This window comes from Bradyrhizobium sp. MOS003 (genome assembly GCF_003020125.1).
GTDB lineage: Bacteria > Pseudomonadota > Alphaproteobacteria > Rhizobiales > Xanthobacteraceae > Bradyrhizobium.
Window position 1 is genome coordinate 833,176 of sequence record NZ_PYFW01000003.1, and the last position, 18,761, is coordinate 851,936.

Here is an 18,761-nt window from a genome sequence, read left to right on the forward strand (position 1 = left end):
GTTTGGCTTCCCCCTGTGCTAGGATGGCGGACCCAAGGACTTCAAAAAAGGGAGCGAAAGCATGGGCGGCGTGAGCGTTGGCGTCCTCGATCATTTCAACATCCGGACCCGGAATCTGGCCGAGACTGTCCGCTTCTACGAGGATGTGCTGGGCCTGGAAAAAGGCGCCCGGCCGAATTTTGCCTTCCCCGGTGCCTGGATGTACAGCGAGGGCAAGGCGGTGGTGCACCTCGTCGATATTTCCGCGACCGCCGAGCCGCAAAAGCCGGATTCCGGCGTTGTCCATCATGTCGCCTTCGTCAGTCGCGGTTTCGACGGCATGAAGCAGCGGCTGGCATCCAGGGGCATGACGTTCGACTCCCGCCAGGTGCCCGGCGGCGACCTCTGGCAGATCTTCGTCAACGACCCCAACGGGGTCATGATCGAGCTGAATTACGAGGCCGCCAAGGAGCAGGGGGCAGCGCCCGTCGAGAAGGCTGACGATATCGGCAGGCAGTAGCCTTTTGGGCGTTTCCGCTCTAATGGGGCATCCTGAACTTTGAGGAGATGCGCTTTGAGCGTGACGCAGCAACAGGTTCTCGACAGCCTCGCCCGGATCAAATCCCCCCGCGGGGTCGCGCTCACCAATGCCAATGTGCTGAGCGCGATCAACGCGTCCGACGGCAAGGTGTTCTTCTCGATCAACGTCGATGCCGCCGAGGCCAGGGCCTGGGAGTCCATCCGGGCCGAAGCGGAGGCCGCCGTGCGCGGCATTCCTGGCGTCACCACCGTCATGGTGGCACTGACCGCCGAGCGCAAGCCGGGCTCTGCGCCGCCGCCACCCCCGCAACCGAGCCGCGGCACGCCCGGCGTACAGCCGGTCCATGCCCACAAGCCGCCGCCACAGGGCGGCGCCCAATCGCCGATGGCGCGGCAGTCGGAAATCCCGGGCGTTGCCGCCGTGATCGCGGTCGCCTCCGGCAAGGGCGGCGTCGGCAAGTCGACCACCGCACTGAACCTGGCTCTCGGTCTGCGCGACCTCGGCCTCAAGGTCGGGCTGCTCGATGCCGACATCTACGGCCCCTCGGTGCCACGGCTGACCGGCCTGCACGACAAGCCGGAGCTGAACGGCGAGCGAAAAATGATTCCGCTTCGACGCTTCGGCCTCGCCATCATGTCGATCGGCTTCCTGGTCGAGGAAGAGACCGCGATGATCTGGCGCGGTCCCATGGTGATGTCGGCGGTGACGCAGATGCTGCGGGATGTCGAATGGGGCAAGCTCGACGTGCTGGTCGTTGACATGCCGCCGGGCACCGGCGATGCGCAGCTCACGCTGGCGCAGAACGTGCCGCTGAAGGGCGCGGTGATCGTCTCGACCCCGCAGGACCTGTCCCTGATCGACGCGCGGCGGGGGCTTGCCATGTTCAAGAAGGTCAACGTGCCGGTGCTCGGCATCGTCGAGAACATGAGCTACTTCCAGTGCCCACATTGCGGCACGCGATCGGACATTTTCGGCCATGGCGGGGCGCGGCACGAGGCCGAGAAGCTCGAGGTCCCCTTCCTTGGCGAGATCCCGCTGCACATGGCGATTCGTGCCACCTCGGATGCCGGCAATCCCGTCGTCGACAGCGAGCCGGACGGTCCCCATGCGGCGATCTACCGCGCCATTGCAGGGCAGGTCCGCGACCAGCTCAAGGGCGTCATCGCGGCGGCCTGAGCCGGGCGGCCGCGGCCACATTGGTCTTATTGGGGACATGCGACTTTCGTAGAGCCCCGTCATGCCATTGTCGCGTTCCGCAGGCGGGGCTTCCGTGGTAAAGGCCCACGGCAGTCAAGCCCCTTCGGTTCGACGCGGCCCAACGCGTCGCCGGAATGAGCGGCGGCAAGAAGAGAAGTCAAGGGGAAACGCCCCAGCAAGGAGAGACCTGAAGATGAAGCGTCGTGATTTTCTGAAAGTGTCGGCGGCAGGCGCGGCGGCGACCGCAGTTGCCTCGCCGGCGATCGCGCAGTCCTCGCCCGAGGTGAAGTGGCGCCTGACTTCGAGCTTCCCGAAGTCGCTCGATACTATCTATGGCGGTGCCGAGCAGGTGGCGAAGTACGTCGCCGAGATGACCGACAACAAATTCCAGATCCAGGTGTTCGCTGCCGGTGAGCTCGTTCCCGGTCTGCAGGCGCTGGATGCGACGTCCAGCGGCACGGTCGAGATGTGCCATACGGTGTCGTACTACTATGTCGGCAAGGACCCGACCTTCGCGATCTTCGCCTCGGTGCCGTTCGGCCTCAATGCGCGCCAGCAGAACTCGTGGCTCTATCAGGGCGGCGGCAATGAGCTCGCCAACGAGTTCTTCAAGAAGTCGAATGTGGTCGGCTTCCCCTGCGGCAACACCGGCACCCAGATGGGCGGCTGGTTCCGCAAGGAGATCAAGACCGTTGCCGACCTCTCCGGCCTGAAGATGCGCATCGGCGGCATTGCCGGCCAGGTGCTCCAGAAGGTCGGCGTGGTACCGCAGCAGCTCGCCGGCGGCGACATCTATCCGGCGCTCGAAAAGGGCACCATCGACGCCGCCGAGTGGGTCGGCCCCTACGATGACGAGAAGCTCGGCTTCGCCAAGGTCGCCAAGTACTACTACTACCCGGGCTTCTGGGAAGGCGGTCCGACCGTCCACGCCTTCGCCAACCTGGAGAAGTTCAACGCTCTGCCGAAGAACTACCAGGCGATCCTCACCAACGCGACGGCAAATGCCAACACCTGGATGGCCGCCCGCTACGACATGCAGAACCCGACGGCCCTGAAGCGCTTGGTTGCCGGCGGCACCCAGCTTCGTCCCTTCACCAACGAGGTGCTGGAAGCCTGCCTCAAGGCGACCAACGAATTGTGGGGCGAGATCTCGGCCAAGAACCCCGACTTCAAGAAGTCGATCGACGCCATGCAGGCCTACCGCTCCGACGAATATCTGTGGTGGCAGGTTGCCGAATACACCTACGACAGCTTCATGATCCGCTCGCGCACGCGCGGCTGATCGCCCAGGCTCAAGCCAAGCTCAACTCAAAAACCGGAAAGCCCGGCCTCCAGTGGAGGCCGGGCTTTTTCTTTGCCGCAGTGCGATCGGGATGGCATTCGGTCCCGGCTTGCGTCATGCTGACCGCAAGCCTCGGAAAGAAGGCTCACAATCACTGGTACATTCAGGGCAGGAAATCATGAAGAGAAGAGACTTCATCAAGGTCACAGGACTTGGTGCGGCCGGCGCAGCCACGCTCGCGGCTCCCGCGATCGCGCAGTCGATGCCGGAAATCAAATGGCGTATGCCGACGAGCTGGCCGAAATCGCTCGACACGCTGTTCGGCGGCGCCGAGATGATGTGCAAGATGGTCGCCGAGGCGACCGACAACAAATTCCAGATCCAGATCTTCGCGGCCGGCGAGATCGTGCCGGGCCTCCAGGTGCTCGACGCCGTCCAGAACGGCACCTGCGAAATTGGCCACACTGCTTCCTATTATTATTTCGGCAAGGACCCGACCTTCACCTTCGGGTCATCCGTGCCGTTCGGCCCCAACATGCGCATCAACCAGGCCTGGTACATGCAGGGCGGCGGGCGCGACGTGCTCAACGAGTTCTACAAGAGCTACAACGTCGTCTCGCTGCTCGCGGGCAACACCGGCTGTCAGATGGGCGGCTGGTTCAGGAAAGAGGTCAATACGCCCGACGATCTCAAGGGGATGAAATTTCGCGTCGGCGGCTTTGCCGGCCGCGTGCTCCAGAAGCTCGGCGTGGTCCCGCAACAGCTCGCGGGCGGTGACATCTACCCGGCGCTGGAGAAGGGCACCATCGACGCGGCCGAGTGGGTCGGCCCCTATGACGACGAGAAGCTCGGCTTCTACAAGATCGCGCCGCACTACTACTATCCCGGCTGGTGGGAAGGCGGGCCGATGCTGCTGGCCTTCGTCAATCTCGACAAGTGGAACGCGCTGCCGAAGTATTACCAGAGCGTGCTGGAGCAGGCCGGCCACTACGCCAACAACTACATGATGGCGCGCTACGACACCGCAAATCCGCTGGCGCTGAAGAAGCTGCTGGCGGGCGGCACCAAGCTGCACGCCTTCTCACCGTCCATCATGGATGCCTGCTACAAGGCCGCCAAGGAGCTGCATGCCGAAGTCGGCGCGACCAACGCCAATTTCAAGAAGGTGCACGACTCCCTCGCCAAGTTCACGAGCGACGGCTATGCTTGGTTCCAGGTCGCCGAGGTCGGCTACGACATCTTCATGGCACGGCGTTCGCAGAGCTGAGCGCATCACCGGGCAAATGCAGCGCCCCGGAGCGAAAGCCCGGGGCGTTTTCTTGTGCGATCAAGAGTGTGTCTGCCCCAAAATTTGAAAAACAACCCCATGCACAGTAGCCAACGGCTTGATAATCCATGAGAAAATTTACCCGCAAATCGCTGCTGCGGAAGGCGGAGTCGGTGTGGGGGCGGAGCAATTTGAATGGCAAGTCAGACTAGCCTCCTAGCGCCGCTACGCCACCGCGCCGCTCTACGCTTGGGCCGCTTTAGCTTTGGGCCGCTTTCCAGTCGCGCTTGATTTTCTTGGCCAGCGACCATTTGTGCACTTCAGTCGGCCCGTCATAGATCCGGAAGGCACGGATTTCGCGGAAGGCTTGCTCGACGATTGTCTCCGTCGAGACCCCCGTGCCGCCCATCACCTGAACGCAGCGATCGGCAACGCGCATCAGTGCTTCCGACACGGCCACCTTCGCCATGGAGCTCTCGGTCGTGCCGAGCGAGCCGGTGTCGAGCACTCCGGCGCACCAGTCGATCATCAGCTCCGATTGCTGGAGATCGATCAGGTTCTCCGCCAGCATGAAGCCGACGCCCTCGTGGTCGACCAGCGGCTTGCCGAACGCCTGGCGGCGGCAGGCATAGTCGGTGGCAATCTCGTTGGCGCGGATCGCGAGGCCCAGCCATCGCATGCAATGCGACAGCCGTGCGGGACTCAAACGAATTTGGGCATATTTGAAACCCTCGCCGGATGCGCCGAGCATCTGGTCGGCCGGCACCCGCAGGTTTTCAATGTCGATCTCCGCGTGTCCGCCGGGCATCGAATTGTCGATCGTATCCAGCACGCGCAGCGTGCGGATCGCGGGATTTGGCAGATCGACGAGGAACATGCACGCGCCATCGTCAGACTTCGCCATGACGATCCCGACGCGCGCTCCCTCGGCTCCCGTGATGAACTTCTTTCGCCCGTTGATGACCCAATGGTTGCCGTCGAGCCGGCACGTCGTCCGCATCATCGACGGATCCGATCCGGCTCCGCCCGCATCGGCAGGCTCCGTCATGAAGAACGCCGAGCGCGCTTTGCCCGACACCAGCGGTTCGAGAAAACGCGATTTCTGCTCGGGGCTGCCGACCTTGCCGAGCAGGTACATGTTGCCTTCATCCGGCGCCATGGTGTTGCACGCCAATGGACCGAGTGGAGACAGGCCAGTCTTGATCAGGGCTTTCGCAGTCTCGCGTTGCGTGAGATGGGACCCGTCCGCGAGAATGTGCGGCGTCAGGACGCCGGCCTTCCGCGCCTTGTCGCGCAGCTCCTGCACGAGTTCGTCGCTCGGACCGTGCGGACCTGTCCGGGGATCCTTTTCGTAGGGAACGACTTCAGTCCGGATGAACGCCTCGATCTTCGCTGCAATGCTGTCGTCGTGATGGGGCATAGCTACTCCGGTCGACTGCCGCCTCGGCGGAGGCTGGCTTTCGACCAGCTATAGACTGATGGGCCGGAGATGAGCAACATCCGCGCTGGCCCTACCGGATGAGGGAAGGGCGCAAGGATCACCGTCTATTCGATCGTCTCATCGGCGCGCCCGAGCAAGCCTGGCGCCACCACGAGGCCGATTGCTTTTGCTGTCTTGGCGTTGATGATCAGTTCGACTTTTGTGGCGCATCTGCATGCGGCAGGGCGAGCGTCGCGGCGAGACGGAACCCATATCAACCTTGCCTGACGCTCACCTTACGGTTCTGTCGACGTCGGCAAGGACGCATTTTTTTGCTGGTCGTAGCCGCCGAATGATGGGAGACATTCCGCAGCGCGGCGGGTCCCGCGGTTCTGAAATACCGGATTTCTGGTCGAGCACATGCGCCTTCTGATCGTCGAGGACAATGCCGAGCTGTCGCGGCTCGTCGCGGCCGGGCTGGCGGCGGCCGGCTATCAAAGCGACATCGTCGGCAGCGCGGCTGAGGCGCGCGAGGCGGTGAGCAGCGTCAGCTATGCTGCGATGATCCTCGACCTCGGGCTGCCCGACGGCGACGGCCTGTCGGTGCTGCGCGAGCTGCGTCTCAAGATGGAGCCGCTCCCTGTGCTGGTGCTGACCGCACGCGGCGGCCTGCAGGACCGAGTCAGTGGCCTGCGCAGCGGCGCCGACGATTATCTCGCCAAGCCCTTCGCGATGGAGGAGCTGATCGCGCGGCTGGAGGCGATCCTGCGCCGGCCCGGCCAGCTGCTCGGCCGCTCGCTCAGTCTTGCCAACCTCGTCTACGACACCGAGAGCCGCCAGATCTTCGTCGACGACCAGCCGCGGATCATCTCCGCGCGCGAGACCTCGGTGCTGGAGATCCTGCTGCGTCGGCAGGGCCGGGTGGTGCCGAAGAAGAACGTCGAGGACCACATCTTCGGACTGGACGGCGAGGTCGCCTCCAACGCGGTCGAGGTCTACGTCTCACGGCTGCGCAAGCAGCTCGCTGAGCACGGCGCCAAGGTCGTGATCCATACCATCCGTGGCGTCGGCTATCTCATGGACGTGGAGAAATAGCGTGGCCCGGATCGGGTCCCAAGCCAGGCCCCAAGGCGGGCCCCAAGCCAGGCACCAAGGCAGGCTCCAAGGCAAGCCCCAAGCCAGGCCTCAAGGCGCCGGCTCCTATGACAGGTCGCCGACGTTCAAATCGCTGATCTGGCGCATCGTGTTCCTGCACATCCTCGCCGTCGCGGTGGTCGCGATCTTCCTGCCGCTGGTGCTGTTCTGGCTGCTCAATTCCGAGATCGACCAGCTGCATCGCGATGCCATGCGCGCCCAGGCCGAAGTGCTGGCGGAGCGCATCGTTGCCCAACCGGACGGATTGCTGACGTTCAATCTGCCCGACAGCCTGAAGGGCCTCTATTCGGATGCCTATGGCCGCTATCAGTACGACATCCGCGATGCCGAGGGCCGGCTGCTGTTCTCGTCCCATCGGCGCACCGCCCCCACGGCACCGCGTTCATCGGAGAGCATTTCGGGTGCCGCCGTCACCCGCGACATTGATGGCAAGACGGTGCGCATCCAGGTCGCCGAGGATCTCGCGCATCGCGATGTCATCATCGACGACATCGTCTCGAACTTCTTCCGCCGCGTGGGATGGATCACCATTCCGATCCTGCTGATCCTGCTCGCCACCGACATCATCATCTTTCGCCGTGCGATCGCGCCGCTGTGGAAGGCCTCCGAAGAGGCCAGCAATATCGGCCCGGCGCGCACCGACATCCGCCTGCCGACGGAGCAGATCCCGCGCGAGATCCTGCCGCTCGTCACCGCCGTCAACCAGGCGCTCGACCGCCTCGAAGGCGGCTTTCGGGTGCAGCGTCAGTTCACGGCGGATGCCGCGCATCAATTGCGCACGCCGCTCGCGATCCTGCGCACGCGGATCGAGACGCTCGGCGATCATGCGGTGCGGCAGGCGCTGCACGCCGACATCGAAACCATGAGCCGCCTCGTCGCCCAATTGCTGGAGATCGCCGAGCTCGACACCCTGGTGCTCGATCCCGGCGAGACCGCGGATTTGCGTGCGGTCTGCGCCGAGGTGGTCGCCGCGATCGCTCCGTTCGCGATCGCGCAGCACAAGGACATTGCGCTCCGAGGCACCGACGCGCCGGTCAGGATCCACGGTAATTCGGAGATGCTCCAGCGCGCGGTCTTCAACCTTGCCGAAAACGCCATCAAGTTCACGGCAAAGGACACCACCGTCGACGTCGAGGTAGGCGAAGACGGTTCGGTACGCGTGCGCGATTGTGGTCCAGGGATCGCGGAGGCCGAGCGCGAGCTGATCTTCCAGCGATTCTGGCGCGCCGATCGCCGGCGCAGCGACGGCGCGGGACTGGGGCTGTCGATCGTGCGCGCCGTGGCCGACGATCATGCCGCCACGGTCGCGGTGGCGAACCTCCCCGGCGGCGGCGCGGAGTTCACGCTGCGGTTTCGGCTGGCGGAGAGTGAGCCGACGCCTTCACCCTCCAGGGCAGGGTGATCGCATTCGTGCGTCGATAAGAGGTCGTGGCCGGGACGAGCCCGGCCATGACGATGTGGATACGATCGTCCTCTACTTCGACGGCGGGCCGAAATCCAGCGGCGGCAGCTCGATCTGCGGCACCTCGATCTTGATCGTGTTGGGATCGATGTTCGATTGCACGCCCTTGTAGTGCATCACCATCGACGGGAACGTGATCACCAGCGCGACCATGATGATCTGGATGACGACGAAGGGCACCGCGCCCCAATAGATCTGGCCGGTGGTGACAGGGTCCATCCGCTTGCCGGTGACGCGGTCGGTGTATCGGTCCTTCGGGGCGACCGACCGGAGATAGAACAGCGCGAAGCCGAACGGTGGATGCATGAACGAGGTCTGCATGTTGACACCGAGAATGACGCCGAACCATATCAGGTCGATGCCGAGATGCTCGGCGGCCGGTCCGAGCAGCGGGATCACGATGAAGGCCAACTCGAAGAAGTCGAGGAAGAAGGCCAGCACGAACACGAAGACGTTGACGAAGATCAGGAAGCCGACCTGGCCGCCGGGAAGGGAGGTGAGCAGGTGCTCGACCCAGACGTGCCCGTTGACGCCGTAGAAGGTCAGCGAGAACACGCGGGCGCCGACCAGGATGAACACGACGAAAGCCGAGAGCTTGGCGGTCGATTCCGTGGCTTGCCGGATGAGGTCCCAGCTCAGACGCCGCTTCGCGGCGCCGAGGATGAGGGCTCCGGCGGCACCCATCGCGCCGCCTTCGGTCGGGGTCGCGATGCCGATGAAGATCGTGCCGAGCACCAGGAAGATCAGGAACAGCGGCGGCACCATCACGAAGGTGGTCTGCTGCGCCATCTTCGAGAGGAAGCGGAAGCCGGTGAGCTTGTCGATCACCCAGTTCAGCACGGCGACGGCGAATGCGAAGATGATGCCGTAGAACATGCTGAGCACGACGTAATCGGCGCCATGCGTCTCGGAATTGCGCATCATGAACCAGCCGAACACGCAGCTCGCCAGGAACAGCACGCCGAGGGAACGGAGGCCGCGGTCGCCACTTTCCTCGCGGAAGCCGATGGCTTCCTTCGGCAGGCCTGGCGTGGCCTTCGGGAAGATCATGCTGACGAGGAAGGCGTAGAGGGCGTAGAGCCCGGCGAGCACGAGGCCGGGGATGAAGGCGCCCTCGTACATGTCGCCGACGGACTTGCCGAGCTGGTCGGCCATCACGATCAGAACGAGCGAGGGCGGAATGATCTGCGCGAGCGTGCCGGACGCGGCGATGACGCCGGCGGCGACGCGGCGGTCATAGCCATAGCGGAGCATGATCGGCAGCGAGATCAGACCCATCGAGATCACGGACGCCGCGACCACGCCCGTCGTCGCGGCGAGCAGCGCGCCGACGAAGATGACGGCATAGGCAAGGCCGCCGCGGATGGTGCCGAACAGCTGACCGATGGTGTCGAGCAGGTCCTCGGCCATGCCCGAGCGCTCCAGCACCAGTCCCATGAAGGTGAAGAAGGGGATGGCGAGCAGCGTGTCGTTGTTCATCACGCCGTAGACGCGCTCGGGAAGAGCTTGAAGGAAGTCGGGGTGAAATTGGCCGAGCTCGACGCCGATGATGGCGTAGAACAGGCCGACGGCGCCGAGCGAGAATGCCGCGGGATAGCCGAGCAGCAGCACGACGACCAGCGACGCGAACATGATGGGCGCCATATTGGCGATGATAAACGCGGTCATGAGTCCCCCTTAAACCGTCGCCAACGGCTATTTCTTCTCGATCGCTTCGACGACATGCTCGACTTCAGCCTCCAGCGCCGAGACCTGGGATTCATGCGGGTCCGGTATCAATCCGCGCATCACCGCAATCCGTTTGATCAATTCGGAGATAGCCTGAACCAGCAGCATAGCGAACCCGATCATGATGAGGGACTTGGCGGGCCATTGCGGCAGGCCGCCGGCATTGCCGGACTGCTCGTTGATCTGCATCGAGCGCTGGAAGAACGGCACACCTGTGACGATCATGACGATGCAGAGCGGAATGAGGAAGAACAGGTGACCGACCAGGTCGATCACGTTGCGCACCTTCTTCGGCAGCGCGTTGTTCACGATGTCGATGCGGATGTGCTCGTTGTCGAGCAGCGTCCAGGGCGAGCACAGCAGGAACACGATGCTGAACAGCACCCATTGCAGCTCGAGCCACGAATTCGACGACGTGTCGAACGTCTTGCGGATGATCGCATTGACCGCGGAGATGATGACGGCGGCCACGATCAGCCACGCCAGGCGTTTGCCCGTCCAGCGTGTGAACGCGTCGATCCCTCGGCTCAGCTTTAGGAGCGCTTGCAACGATAGGTCCTCCCCGATGGTGTGCCCCGGCCGTCTTGACTGCGCCGAACGGGCGCGTGGCTTGTCTCGCCGCGCAGGCATGAGGCAGCCGCACCAAACCAGCGGGCGTGCCGCCAGTCAATTGGAAGTTTGTTGATAGTTCAGGGGAATAAGACCGTAATCCGACGGTGTCAGCCGCCGGTGACGCTCATGTGCCTGGAGACGCTGGGACGGTCGTGGCGGCGGTCGATGATGAAGTCGTGGCCCTTGGGCTTCAGCCCGATGGCGCGGTCGATCGCATCCGCAAGCAGAGCGTCGTCATCGGACGCACGCAGAGGTTTGCGCAGATCCGAGGCATCCTCATGGCCGAGGCAGGTGTGCAGCGTTCCCGTGCAAGTCACGCGAACCCGGTTGCAGGATTCGCAGAAATTATGCGTCATCGGCGTGATGAAGCCGAGCTTGCCGCCGGTCTCGGCGACGCCGACATAGCGCGCCGGACCGCCGGTGCTCTCGGCAAGATCCGTCAGCGTGAATTGCTGGGCGAGGCGCGCGCGCACCAGCGACAGCGGCAGATATTGGTCGATCCGTCCCGATCCGATCTCGCCCATCGGCATGACCTCGATCAGCGTCAGGTCCATGCCCTTGCCGTGGGCCCAGCGCATCAGCTGGGGGAGCTCGTCCTCGTTGAGATTCTTCAGCGCCACCGCGTTGATCTTCACGGCAAGTCCTGCGGCACGCGCGGCCTCGATGCCTTCCAGCACCTTGTCGATCTCGCCCCAGCGGGTGATCTCGCGAAACTTCCGGGGATCGAGCGTATCGAGCGAGACGTTGATGCGGCGGACGCCGCAATCGGCGAGCTCGCTTGCATATTTCGCAAGCTGGGTACCGTTGGTGGTCAGCGTCAGCTCGTTAAGGGCGCCGCTCGACAGATGCCGCGACAGCGAGCGCACCAGGGTCATCACATTGCGCCGGACCAGCGGCTCGCCGCCTGTGAGCCGCAGCTTCTTGACGCCCTTGGCGATGAAAGCCGTGCAGAGCCGGTCGAGCTCTTCCAGCGTCAACAGGTTCGCCTTGGGCAGGAACGTCATGTCTTCCGACATGCAGTAGAAGCAGCGGAGATCGCAGCGATCGGTGACGGAGACGCGCAGATAGCTGATGGTCCGCCCGAACGGATCGGTCATCGGGGTCGACAGCGCGGTGGATCCGTTCATGGAGAGGCCTTGTCACTTGCGGCGTCGGGCGCACCTTTGCTTCAGCGGTGCTCGGCACTCAATCTAAGCATCGGACGCGACGAGGACAATCGGGTGGTATACTTAGATCAGCGCCTGCCGGCGTTCGGATCGGGGAACGGCGAGCCCGCGGCCGGTGCGGTTTCGGCGGGTGCCGCGGCCGGCGTGGCTGCAGCCGGTTTGGGCTTCCTCGGAGGGTGCGGCTTGCGAACCGGTTTCGGCGGGGTGGCCGGCTGGAGTTCCGCAAACACCGGATTCGGGTCGGTGTTCGCTGAAGCGGGCGTGGTGAAATCCCCGGGATTTCTGATCACGTTCACCGGGACGCTCGCCGGCTGGTACTTTGGCAGCGCAAAGGCGACCGTAAAGGGAGCCTCGGGGGCAGGAACCGAGACGGAGCAGGGGGTCTTGCAGCCCGGACCGAGCGAGGTCGTGGCGTCGGCTCCCGGCGGATTGGATTCGAGCCGGACCTGGACGGTCGGCGGGGCCGATTTGAACATGTCCCAGGACATCGAGGAGCAGCCCCCAAGACTTGCCGCTCCCAAAACACTCGCTCCTGATAACGCAACCGCGATGACACGACGCATGACCCATCCACTTCAACTGCGACGAACCGCCACATAACCCCGCCCGGACCTTAGGAGCGTCGTCTGGGGCAGGCAACCGGCGGGCTGCGCATAGTTAATGGATGGTTAATACAGGATTGCCCGAATACCAACGCTATAACAATGGCTTGTTGGCGCTATACGGTCATCAGGCTGTTGGCGGCGGCCGGCAGGTCACGCATGTGATGGATCAGCCGGTCCGGCTTCAGCTCGGCGATCGGCACGTCGGTATAGCCAAAACTGACCCCGATCACCGGCACCCCGGCCCGGCGAGCGACCCCGACATCGGTTCCGGCATCGCCGACCATGATGCTGGCGCTGACCGCTCCGCCGGCCCGCGCCACCGTTTCACGAAAGATGGTCGGGTCGGGCTTCTGGACGCCAAAGGTGTCGGCGCCGCAGATTGCCGCGAAGCGGCGACTGAGATCGAGCTGGTCCAGAAGGCGCTTCGACAGCCATTCCAGCTTGTTGGTGCAGACCGCGAGGCGATGGCCTTGCGCTGAAAAATGGTCCAGCGCGGCCTCCAGCCCCTCGAAGGGGCGGGATTCGACCGCGATGTGGTCGGCGTAATAGGCGATGAAATCCGCGGTCATCCGGTCCATGTCGGCGGGGGTGACGCTGCGGCCTTCGGCCTCCAGTCCCCGCTCGATCAGCTTGCGGGCGCCGGCGCCGATCATGTTGCGGGCCGAGGCCATCGGCACGGGCGGGAGCCCTTCGCGGTCGAGCACATGGTTCAGCGCGGTGATCAGGTCGGGCGCCGTATCCACAAGCGTGCCGTCGAGATCGAAGACGATGGTGTGAGGGGAGGTCATGGTCCAAGCGCTACCGGCCCGGTCAGGCCAGTGCAAGGGGCGGCGCCATAAGATCAACTTATAGCGCGGTTCCCCAGACCCTGTTCTCCGGCGGAAAACGAGGCTACATAGGCCGCCGAAAGCAGCCACGATCGGCGGCACGTTCGGGACTCAAGAGGTGGGCGCAGACGTGAATATGGATCAGTTGAAGCGACAGGCGGCTGCGCGCGCGCTCGAGGAGGTGCGGGATGGCATGCAGCTCGGGCTCGGCACCGGCTCGACCGCCAAGCATTTCGTCGAGCTGCTCGGCGAGCGCGTCGCCGCCGGGCTCAAGGTGATCGGCGTGCCGACCTCCGAGGCGACGCGCCTCGATGCCGTCAGGTGCGGCGTGCCGCTGACCACGCTGGATGAGATCGACCATCTCGACATCACCATCGACGGCGCCGACGAGATCGATCCCGAACTCAACCTGATCAAGGGCGGCGGCGGTGCGCTGCTGCGCGAGAAGATCGTGGCTGCGGCCTCGGATCGCATGATCGTGATCGCCGATGACACCAAATGGGTGCCGACGCTGGGCAAATTTCCGCTTCCGATCGAGGTCATCCCCTTCGGGCTTGGTGCGACGCGCCGGGCGATCGAGAAGGCATTTGCCGAATGCGGCGTTTCCGGGCAAATGGCGGTCCGCAAGGCCAAGGGCGGGGACAGGGACGGCCACGTTTTCGTCACCGACGGCGGCCACTGGATCGTCGATGCAAAGCTCGAACGGATCGAGGATCCTGCTCGTCTCGCCAAGGCGTTGAGCGCGATCCCCGGCGTGGTCGAGCACGGATTATTCATCGGCTTGGCCAGCTCGGCCGTACTGGCGGGCGGCGAGGGAATTCGCGTGATTGAACGGCGTAAGCCGAAAGGAGACCAGGAATGAAGAGCGTCTTGAAGTTTTTGCCGGCTGCGACCCTCGCTATGGGACTGGCCCTCACGGTCGTCCCGGCCGCCGCGCAGCAGGCAGCGCCCAAGGCAGCTGCCGCACCCGCGCAGCCGAAAGCCTCGCCCGCGGCGGTTGCGGCGGCCAAGGAGATTCTGCAGATCAAGAACGCCACCGCGATGTACGCGGGCGCCGTGCCTGGTCTCGTCCAGAAGACCAAGATCGCGCTGATCCAGCAGAACCTGAACTACCAGAAGGAGCTCAACGAGGTCGCCCCGATCGTCGAACAGCAGCTCAATGGCCGCCAGAACGAGATCGGCGATGGCATGGCACAGATCTATGCCAGCGAGTTCACCGAGCAGGAGCTGAAGGATCTCGTCACGTTCTACAAGTCGCCGCTGGGCAAGAAGCTGATCGACGCCGAGCCGCGCGCCATCGGGCTCAGCATGGCCTTCATGAACTCCTGGGCCCAGAACTTCTCCGAGACCGTGATGGGGGCCTTCCGCGCCGAGATGCGCAAGCGTGGCAAGGAGATCTGACAGACACTATCTGATCGGTAATTCATATAGGGGTCGGAGTGGACAATGGCTGAATTCGACGTCGACCTCTTCGTCATCGGTGGTGGTTCGGGCGGCGTGCGTGCCGCCCGTATCGCGGCCGGTTACGGCGCCCGCGTGATGATCGCGGAAGAGTACCGCATGGGCGGTACCTGCGTGATCCGCGGCTGCGTGCCGAAGAAGCTGTTCGTGATCGGCTCGCATTTTCGCCACGAGCTCGAGGATGCCGCGGGTTTCGGCTGGACCGTTCCGCCCGCCAGCTTCGACTGGTCGACGCTGATCGCCAACAAGGACAAGGAGATCGCGCGGCTCGAGGCGGCCTACACCGCCAATGTCGAGAAGTCGGGCGCGCAGATCGTCAAGAGCCGTGCGGTGATCGAGGACAAGCACACCGTCCGCCTGCTCGAAAACGACCGCAAGATCACCGCAAGATACATCCTGATCGCCACCGGCGGCGCGCCCAACCATGGCGCCGCGATCCCCGGCATCGAGCACGTGATCTCCTCCAACGAGGCATTTCATCTGAAGAAGCTGCCGAAGCGGATCGTGATCCAGGGCGGCGGCTACATCGCGCTGGAATTCGCCGGCATCTTCGCCGGCTTCGGCTCCGACGTCACCGTGATCTATCGCGGCGACAACATCCTTCGCGGCTTCGACGAGGATGTTCGTACCCATGTTCGTGCCGAGATGGAGAAGCAGGGCATCACCATTCTCACCGGCTGCACGGTAAGCAAGGTCGACCGCCACGGCGATGAATTCACCACGCATCTGTCGAACGGATCGAGCCTCGCCTCCGACCAGGTGATGTTCGCGATCGGTCGCCATCCGGCCGTGGCCAATCTCGGGTTGGAGAACGCCGGTGTCGCCATCAACCCCGCGAACGGCGGCATCGCGGTCGACCATTTCTCGAAGAGCTCGGTCGACAGCATCTATGCGATCGGCGACGTCACCCATCGCTTCAATTTGACGCCGGTCGCGATCCGCGAGGGCCATGCCTTCGCCGACACCGTGTTCGGCAAGCGTACTGTGCAGGTCGATCACGCCAACATTCCGACCGCCGTGTTCTCGCAGCCGGAGGTCGGCACGGTTGGTCTGACGGAAACCGAGGCGCGCGCCCAATTCAGTCACGTCGACATCTACAAGACCTCGTTCCGCCCGATCAAGGCGACGATGTCGGGCCGCGACACCCGCGTGCTGATGAAGTTGGTCGTCGACGGTGCGAGCGATCGCGTGCTCGGCTGCCACATCGTCGGCGAGGCCGCCGCCGAGATCACGCAAGCCGTCGCGATCGCGGTGAAGATGAAGGCGACCAAGGCCGATTTCGACGCGACCATCGCGCTGCATCCGACCGCCGCCGAAGAGCTGGTCACCATGCGCACCCCGACCGCGCGCCACGTGCGTCAGGCGGCGGAGTAGGGCGGCAATCACCGGGCCGTTTTCTTAGAGCCCGGCGGGCCGATGATCGGATGGACGTTCGTCCATCGTGACATTCTTTTGGGACGCATTTTGAAGAATGCATGGCTGGCCGATATCGCGGCCAGGCCGCGTCAGCTGTCATGCAACGCAACTTCACCCGCGTCAGTGCGAGGCAGACCTCGCATTGAATCGGATTCGCCTGGCGTGATCAGGCTCTCAGTGCAGCGTGCTCGCAGCGACCTCGTCGATAGCGGCCATGAGGTCGGCAGTGTCCGACTGCTGGATCATATGCCCGGCATTCGGGACGCGACGCATCTTGCTATGCTTGATCTCGTCATGCAGCCGGCCGGACTGCTCGTCGATGTCGATGAGCCGATCGTCCTCGCCAGCCAGGATGGTGACCGGCATCGCCAGCTCGCCGTAGGTCTTCGCCGACAGCATTGCCGCAGGCACCATCAGCGCCGCCTCGGCAGCGCCGGCCCGTAGCTGCGAGGGACGCATGGCCATTGATTTGGGGAAGCCGTCGAATTTCTGCGGGACCGATTTCGGTCCGAACAGCTGTCGCAGCATCGCCGGCCACATCAGGCGGTTGAGCAACGGCGAAATCGTGTGACTGAGGATATCGCCAAATCCCGGAATCGCAGGCCCGGCCATCGCCATCATCGCGTCGGTGCGGGCTGTCGGGAAATAGTAGCCCGACGCCAGGATCAGGGCCTCGACCATTGAGGGATGTCTGCTTGCCAGCGCGATCGCAACTGACGCTCCCCAGGAATGTCCGAGCACGATCGCCTTCTCGACGCCGAGTTGCGCGAGCGCATCCTTGAAGAGGTCGGCTTGGGCTGCAGGCGTCCACACCACGTTGCGGGGCCTGAGGCTGTGGCCGAAGCCGGGACGATCGAACACGATGACGCGATAGTCCTTGGCAGCGAGGTCGATCAGGCCGCTCGACTCGAAATCCTGGATCATGCTGCCATTGCCATGGAGCAGCACCAGGGGGCGTCCGGATCCGCGCTCCACGTAATGCAGGCGAACTCCGTCGATGTCGATGAACCGTCCTTGCGGTGGGTTGTCGCGCTGCGCCTTGTCGGCAAGCCGCCGATTGACGACCGCGGCCGCTGCCATCAAGCCGGCAGTCGCGGCGATGGCGGAGACGAACGGATATTTTGCGAGAGTACGAAGGGTCGTCGTCGCCAAAGACGGCGAACGTTTCTTCAAGATGCGCATGGGACACTTTCGCTGACCGCGGCCAGCTGTTTGAGAGCAGGGAAGCGATGCTTCCGCTTAACGTCCTGGCCGCATCACGACCTTGATGACGCCGGCCTCTTTGTCGCGGAATTTCTGGTACATCTCCGGCGCGTCTTCGAGGCTGGCCGGATGTGTCACCACAAAACTAGGATCGATTTCACCCGCAACGATCTTGGCGAGCAGCGGCTTGGTGTAGGCCTGAACGTGGGTCTGACCGGTCTTGATGGTCAGTCCCTTGTTCATGGCGGCGCCGAGCGGGATCTTGTCACCCATTCCGACATAAACGCCGGGAATCGAGATTGTACCCGCCTTGCGGCAGGCCATGATGGCCTGACGCAGCACGTGAACGCGGTCTGTCGCCAGGAAGGTTGCCGCCTTGACCTTGTCCAGCACCGCATCTGCCGAGCCGTGGCCCGATGCCTCACAGCCCACCGCATCGATACAGCTGTCCGGACCGCGCTTGTTGGTTCGCCGCATCAATTCCTCATGGACGTCCTCCTTCGAGAAATCGATGATTTCGGCGCCGCCGGCTTCGGCCATTTCGAGACGCTCGGGCACTTCGTCGATGGCTATGACGCGTCCAGCTCCGAGCATGAGCGCGGAGCGAATCGCGAACTGGCCGACGGGGCCGCAGCCCCAGATCGCGACGGTGTCGCCCGGTTCAATCTGCGCATTGACGGCAGCCATGTAGCCGGTCGGGAAGATGTCGGACAGAAACAGCGCCTGCTCATCCGTGATGCTGTCGGGAATCTTGATCGGACCGACATCAGCCATCGGTACGCGCAAATACTCGGCTTGTCCGCCCGAATAGCCCCCCAGCATGTGGCTGAAGCCAAATAGCCCGGCCGGCGACTGGCCCATCGCCTTGGCGGCGATCTCTGCGTTCGGATTGGTCCGGTCGCAACAGGAGAACAATCCTTGCTGGCAGAACCAGCAATTGCCGCAACTGATCGTGAAGGGAACAACGACGCGGTCGCCGATCTTCAGATTCGTCACTTCCGACCCCAGTTCGATCACCTCGCCCATGTTCTCATGGCCGAGGATGTCACCGCTCTCCATGGTCGGCTGGTAACCGTCAAACAGATGCAGGTCCGAGCCGCAGATGGCGCAGGCGGTTATCTTGATGATCGCGTCACGCGGATGCTGGATCTTGGGATCCGGGACCGTGTCGACCCGGACGTCTCCTTTGCCGTGCCAACAGAGCGCACGCATGGTCAAATCTCCATTTTGAGGGACGGCATGCGCATTCACGGGTCATGTCGTGCAGATGCAACAGAAGGGATGGAGGGATGTTCCTAACCCAATGAATGCAGCCCGGCAGTCGATTATGGACCTTGATCGAAGGTCAGGAACGGCTTCTCGGGGACGGCGCTCTGGCGAATGTCGTTTGAGACACCATATTCAAGGTATCACGGGCACGGATGTGCTTGGCGCCCGGTG

17 protein-coding genes are annotated in these 18,761 nt (G+C 63.7%); 9 read left to right on the forward strand and 8 right to left on the reverse strand.

The features are described 5' to 3' along the window. The first annotated feature begins 61 nt into the window (after nucleotides 1–61). From C7G42_RS18665 to C7G42_RS18680, 4 genes are all read left to right on the forward strand, one after another. Nucleotides 62–499 (forward strand): VOC family protein, encoded by a 438-nt coding sequence (locus C7G42_RS18665; protein ID WP_106950388.1) that lies wholly within the window; start codon nucleotides 62–64, stop codon nucleotides 497–499. Nucleotides 500–553: 54 nt separating this feature from the next. Beyond that, entirely contained in the window at nucleotides 554–1,696 is a 1,143-nt protein-coding gene (locus tag C7G42_RS18670; protein WP_106950389.1) for an Mrp/NBP35 family ATP-binding protein, read from the forward strand. 214 nt (nucleotides 1,697–1,910) lie between these two features. Next, entirely contained in the window at nucleotides 1,911–2,999 is a 1,089-nt protein-coding gene (locus tag C7G42_RS18675; RefSeq protein ID WP_106950390.1) for a TRAP transporter substrate-binding protein, read from the forward strand. A gap of 178 nt (nucleotides 3,000–3,177) precedes the next feature. After that, the gene (locus tag C7G42_RS18680) at nucleotides 3,178–4,266 is read left to right on the forward strand and encodes a TRAP transporter substrate-binding protein (protein WP_106950391.1); all 1,089 of its coding nucleotides are present in this window, start codon (nucleotides 3,178–3,180) and stop codon (nucleotides 4,264–4,266) included. 259 nt (nucleotides 4,267–4,525) lie between these two features. Here the strand turns inward: C7G42_RS18680 and C7G42_RS18685 are convergent, their stop codons facing one another. Then, nucleotides 4,526–5,686 carry an acyl-CoA dehydrogenase family protein gene (locus tag C7G42_RS18685; protein WP_106950392.1) on the reverse strand — a complete coding sequence of 387 codons (1,161 nt, stop codon included), beginning with the start codon at nucleotides 5,684–5,686 and terminating at the stop codon, nucleotides 4,526–4,528. A 420-nt stretch (nucleotides 5,687–6,106) separates the two neighbouring features. Between C7G42_RS18685 and C7G42_RS18695 the strand changes: the two genes are divergently transcribed. Both C7G42_RS18695 and C7G42_RS18700 read left to right on the forward strand, forming a co-directional pair. After that, the gene (locus tag C7G42_RS18695; protein ID WP_106950393.1) at nucleotides 6,107–6,781 is read left to right on the forward strand and encodes a response regulator; all 675 of its coding nucleotides are present in this window, start codon (nucleotides 6,107–6,109) and stop codon (nucleotides 6,779–6,781) included. A gap of 133 nt (nucleotides 6,782–6,914) precedes the next feature. After that, complete coding sequence (locus tag C7G42_RS18700; protein ID WP_106950478.1) at nucleotides 6,915–8,243, forward strand: sensor histidine kinase; 1,329 nt, start codon at nucleotides 6,915–6,917, stop codon at nucleotides 8,241–8,243. Between the two features lie 72 nt (nucleotides 8,244–8,315). Here C7G42_RS18700 and C7G42_RS18705 read toward each other — a convergent pair whose 3' ends face one another. The 5 genes from C7G42_RS18705 to C7G42_RS18725 form a co-directional block, all read right to left on the reverse strand. Next, on the reverse strand, nucleotides 8,316–9,971 hold the full coding sequence (locus C7G42_RS18705; protein WP_106950394.1) for a TRAP transporter large permease: 1,656 nt from the start codon (nucleotides 9,969–9,971) through the stop codon (nucleotides 8,316–8,318). Nucleotides 9,972–9,998: 27 nt separating this feature from the next. Then, complete coding sequence (locus tag C7G42_RS18710; RefSeq protein WP_106950395.1) at nucleotides 9,999–10,580, reverse strand: TRAP transporter small permease subunit; 582 nt, start codon at nucleotides 10,578–10,580, stop codon at nucleotides 9,999–10,001. A gap of 170 nt (nucleotides 10,581–10,750) precedes the next feature. Beyond that, nucleotides 10,751–11,770, reverse strand: coding sequence for a GTP 3',8-cyclase MoaA (gene moaA, locus C7G42_RS18715; protein WP_106950396.1), 1,020 nt, complete (start codon nucleotides 11,768–11,770; stop codon nucleotides 10,751–10,753). A 107-nt stretch (nucleotides 11,771–11,877) separates the two neighbouring features. Then, the gene (locus tag C7G42_RS18720; protein ID WP_106950397.1) at nucleotides 11,878–12,372 is read right to left on the reverse strand and encodes a hypothetical protein; all 495 of its coding nucleotides are present in this window, start codon (nucleotides 12,370–12,372) and stop codon (nucleotides 11,878–11,880) included. 155 nt (nucleotides 12,373–12,527) lie between these two features. Continuing rightward, entirely contained in the window at nucleotides 12,528–13,202 is a 675-nt protein-coding gene (locus C7G42_RS18725) for an HAD family hydrolase (protein ID WP_106950398.1), read from the reverse strand. A gap of 169 nt (nucleotides 13,203–13,371) precedes the next feature. Here C7G42_RS18725 and rpiA point away from each other — a divergent pair, with 169 nt between their 5' ends. From rpiA to gor, 3 genes are read left to right on the forward strand one after another with little or no spacing between them, the layout of a single operon-like run. After that, nucleotides 13,372–14,103, forward strand: coding sequence for a ribose-5-phosphate isomerase RpiA (rpiA, locus tag C7G42_RS18730; RefSeq protein WP_106950479.1), 732 nt, complete (start codon nucleotides 13,372–13,374; stop codon nucleotides 14,101–14,103). Continuing rightward, the gene (locus C7G42_RS18735; protein WP_106950399.1) at nucleotides 14,100–14,642 is read left to right on the forward strand and encodes a DUF2059 domain-containing protein; all 543 of its coding nucleotides are present in this window, start codon (nucleotides 14,100–14,102) and stop codon (nucleotides 14,640–14,642) included. Before rpiA ends, C7G42_RS18735 begins: the two co-directional genes overlap by 4 nt. 45 nt (nucleotides 14,643–14,687) lie before the next feature. Then, complete coding sequence (gene gor, locus C7G42_RS18740) at nucleotides 14,688–16,076, forward strand: glutathione-disulfide reductase (protein ID WP_106950400.1); 1,389 nt, start codon at nucleotides 14,688–14,690, stop codon at nucleotides 16,074–16,076. Between the two features lie 216 nt (nucleotides 16,077–16,292). Here the strand turns inward: gor and C7G42_RS18745 are convergent, their stop codons facing one another. Beyond that, a complete protein-coding gene (locus C7G42_RS18745; protein ID WP_106950401.1) occupies nucleotides 16,293–17,300 on the reverse strand; it encodes an alpha/beta fold hydrolase in 1,008 nt (335 codons plus the stop codon). 57 nt (nucleotides 17,301–17,357) lie between these two features. Further along, on the reverse strand, nucleotides 17,358–18,533 hold the full coding sequence (locus tag C7G42_RS18750) for a zinc-dependent alcohol dehydrogenase (RefSeq protein ID WP_106950402.1): 1,176 nt from the start codon (nucleotides 18,531–18,533) through the stop codon (nucleotides 17,358–17,360). Nucleotides 18,534–18,761 lie beyond the last annotated feature (228 nt).

Bases quoted from the DNA above. Each gene is read 5' to 3' on its own strand.
- C7G42_RS18665 (WP_106950388.1), top strand. From the start codon at position 62: ATGGGCGGCGTGAGCGTTGGCGTCCTCGATCATTTCAACATCCGGACC.
- C7G42_RS18675 (WP_106950390.1), top strand. From the start codon at position 1,911: ATGAAGCGTCGTGATTTTCTGAAAGTGTCGGCGGCAGGCGCGGCGGCG.
- C7G42_RS18680 (WP_106950391.1), top strand. From the start codon at position 3,178: ATGAAGAGAAGAGACTTCATCAAGGTCACAGGACTTGGTGCGGCCGGC.
- C7G42_RS18685 (WP_106950392.1), bottom strand. From the start codon at position 5,686: ATGCCCCATCACGACGACAGCATTGCAGCGAAGATCGAGGCGTTCATC.
- C7G42_RS18695 (WP_106950393.1), top strand. From the start codon at position 6,107: ATGCGCCTTCTGATCGTCGAGGACAATGCCGAGCTGTCGCGGCTCGTC.
- C7G42_RS18705 (WP_106950394.1), bottom strand. From the start codon at position 9,971: ATGACCGCGTTTATCATCGCCAATATGGCGCCCATCATGTTCGCGTCG.
- moaA (WP_106950396.1), bottom strand. From the start codon at position 11,770: ATGAACGGATCCACCGCGCTGTCGACCCCGATGACCGATCCGTTCGGG.
- C7G42_RS18720 (WP_106950397.1), bottom strand. From the start codon at position 12,372: ATGCGTCGTGTCATCGCGGTTGCGTTATCAGGAGCGAGTGTTTTGGGA.
- C7G42_RS18725 (WP_106950398.1), bottom strand. From the start codon at position 13,202: ATGACCTCCCCTCACACCATCGTCTTCGATCTCGACGGCACGCTTGTG.
- C7G42_RS18735 (WP_106950399.1), top strand. From the start codon at position 14,100: ATGAAGAGCGTCTTGAAGTTTTTGCCGGCTGCGACCCTCGCTATGGGA.
- gor (WP_106950400.1), top strand. From the start codon at position 14,688: ATGGCTGAATTCGACGTCGACCTCTTCGTCATCGGTGGTGGTTCGGGC.
- C7G42_RS18745 (WP_106950401.1), bottom strand. From the start codon at position 17,300: ATGCGCATCTTGAAGAAACGTTCGCCGTCTTTGGCGACGACGACCCTT.
- C7G42_RS18750 (WP_106950402.1), bottom strand. From the start codon at position 18,533: ATGCGTGCGCTCTGTTGGCACGGCAAAGGAGACGTCCGGGTCGACACG.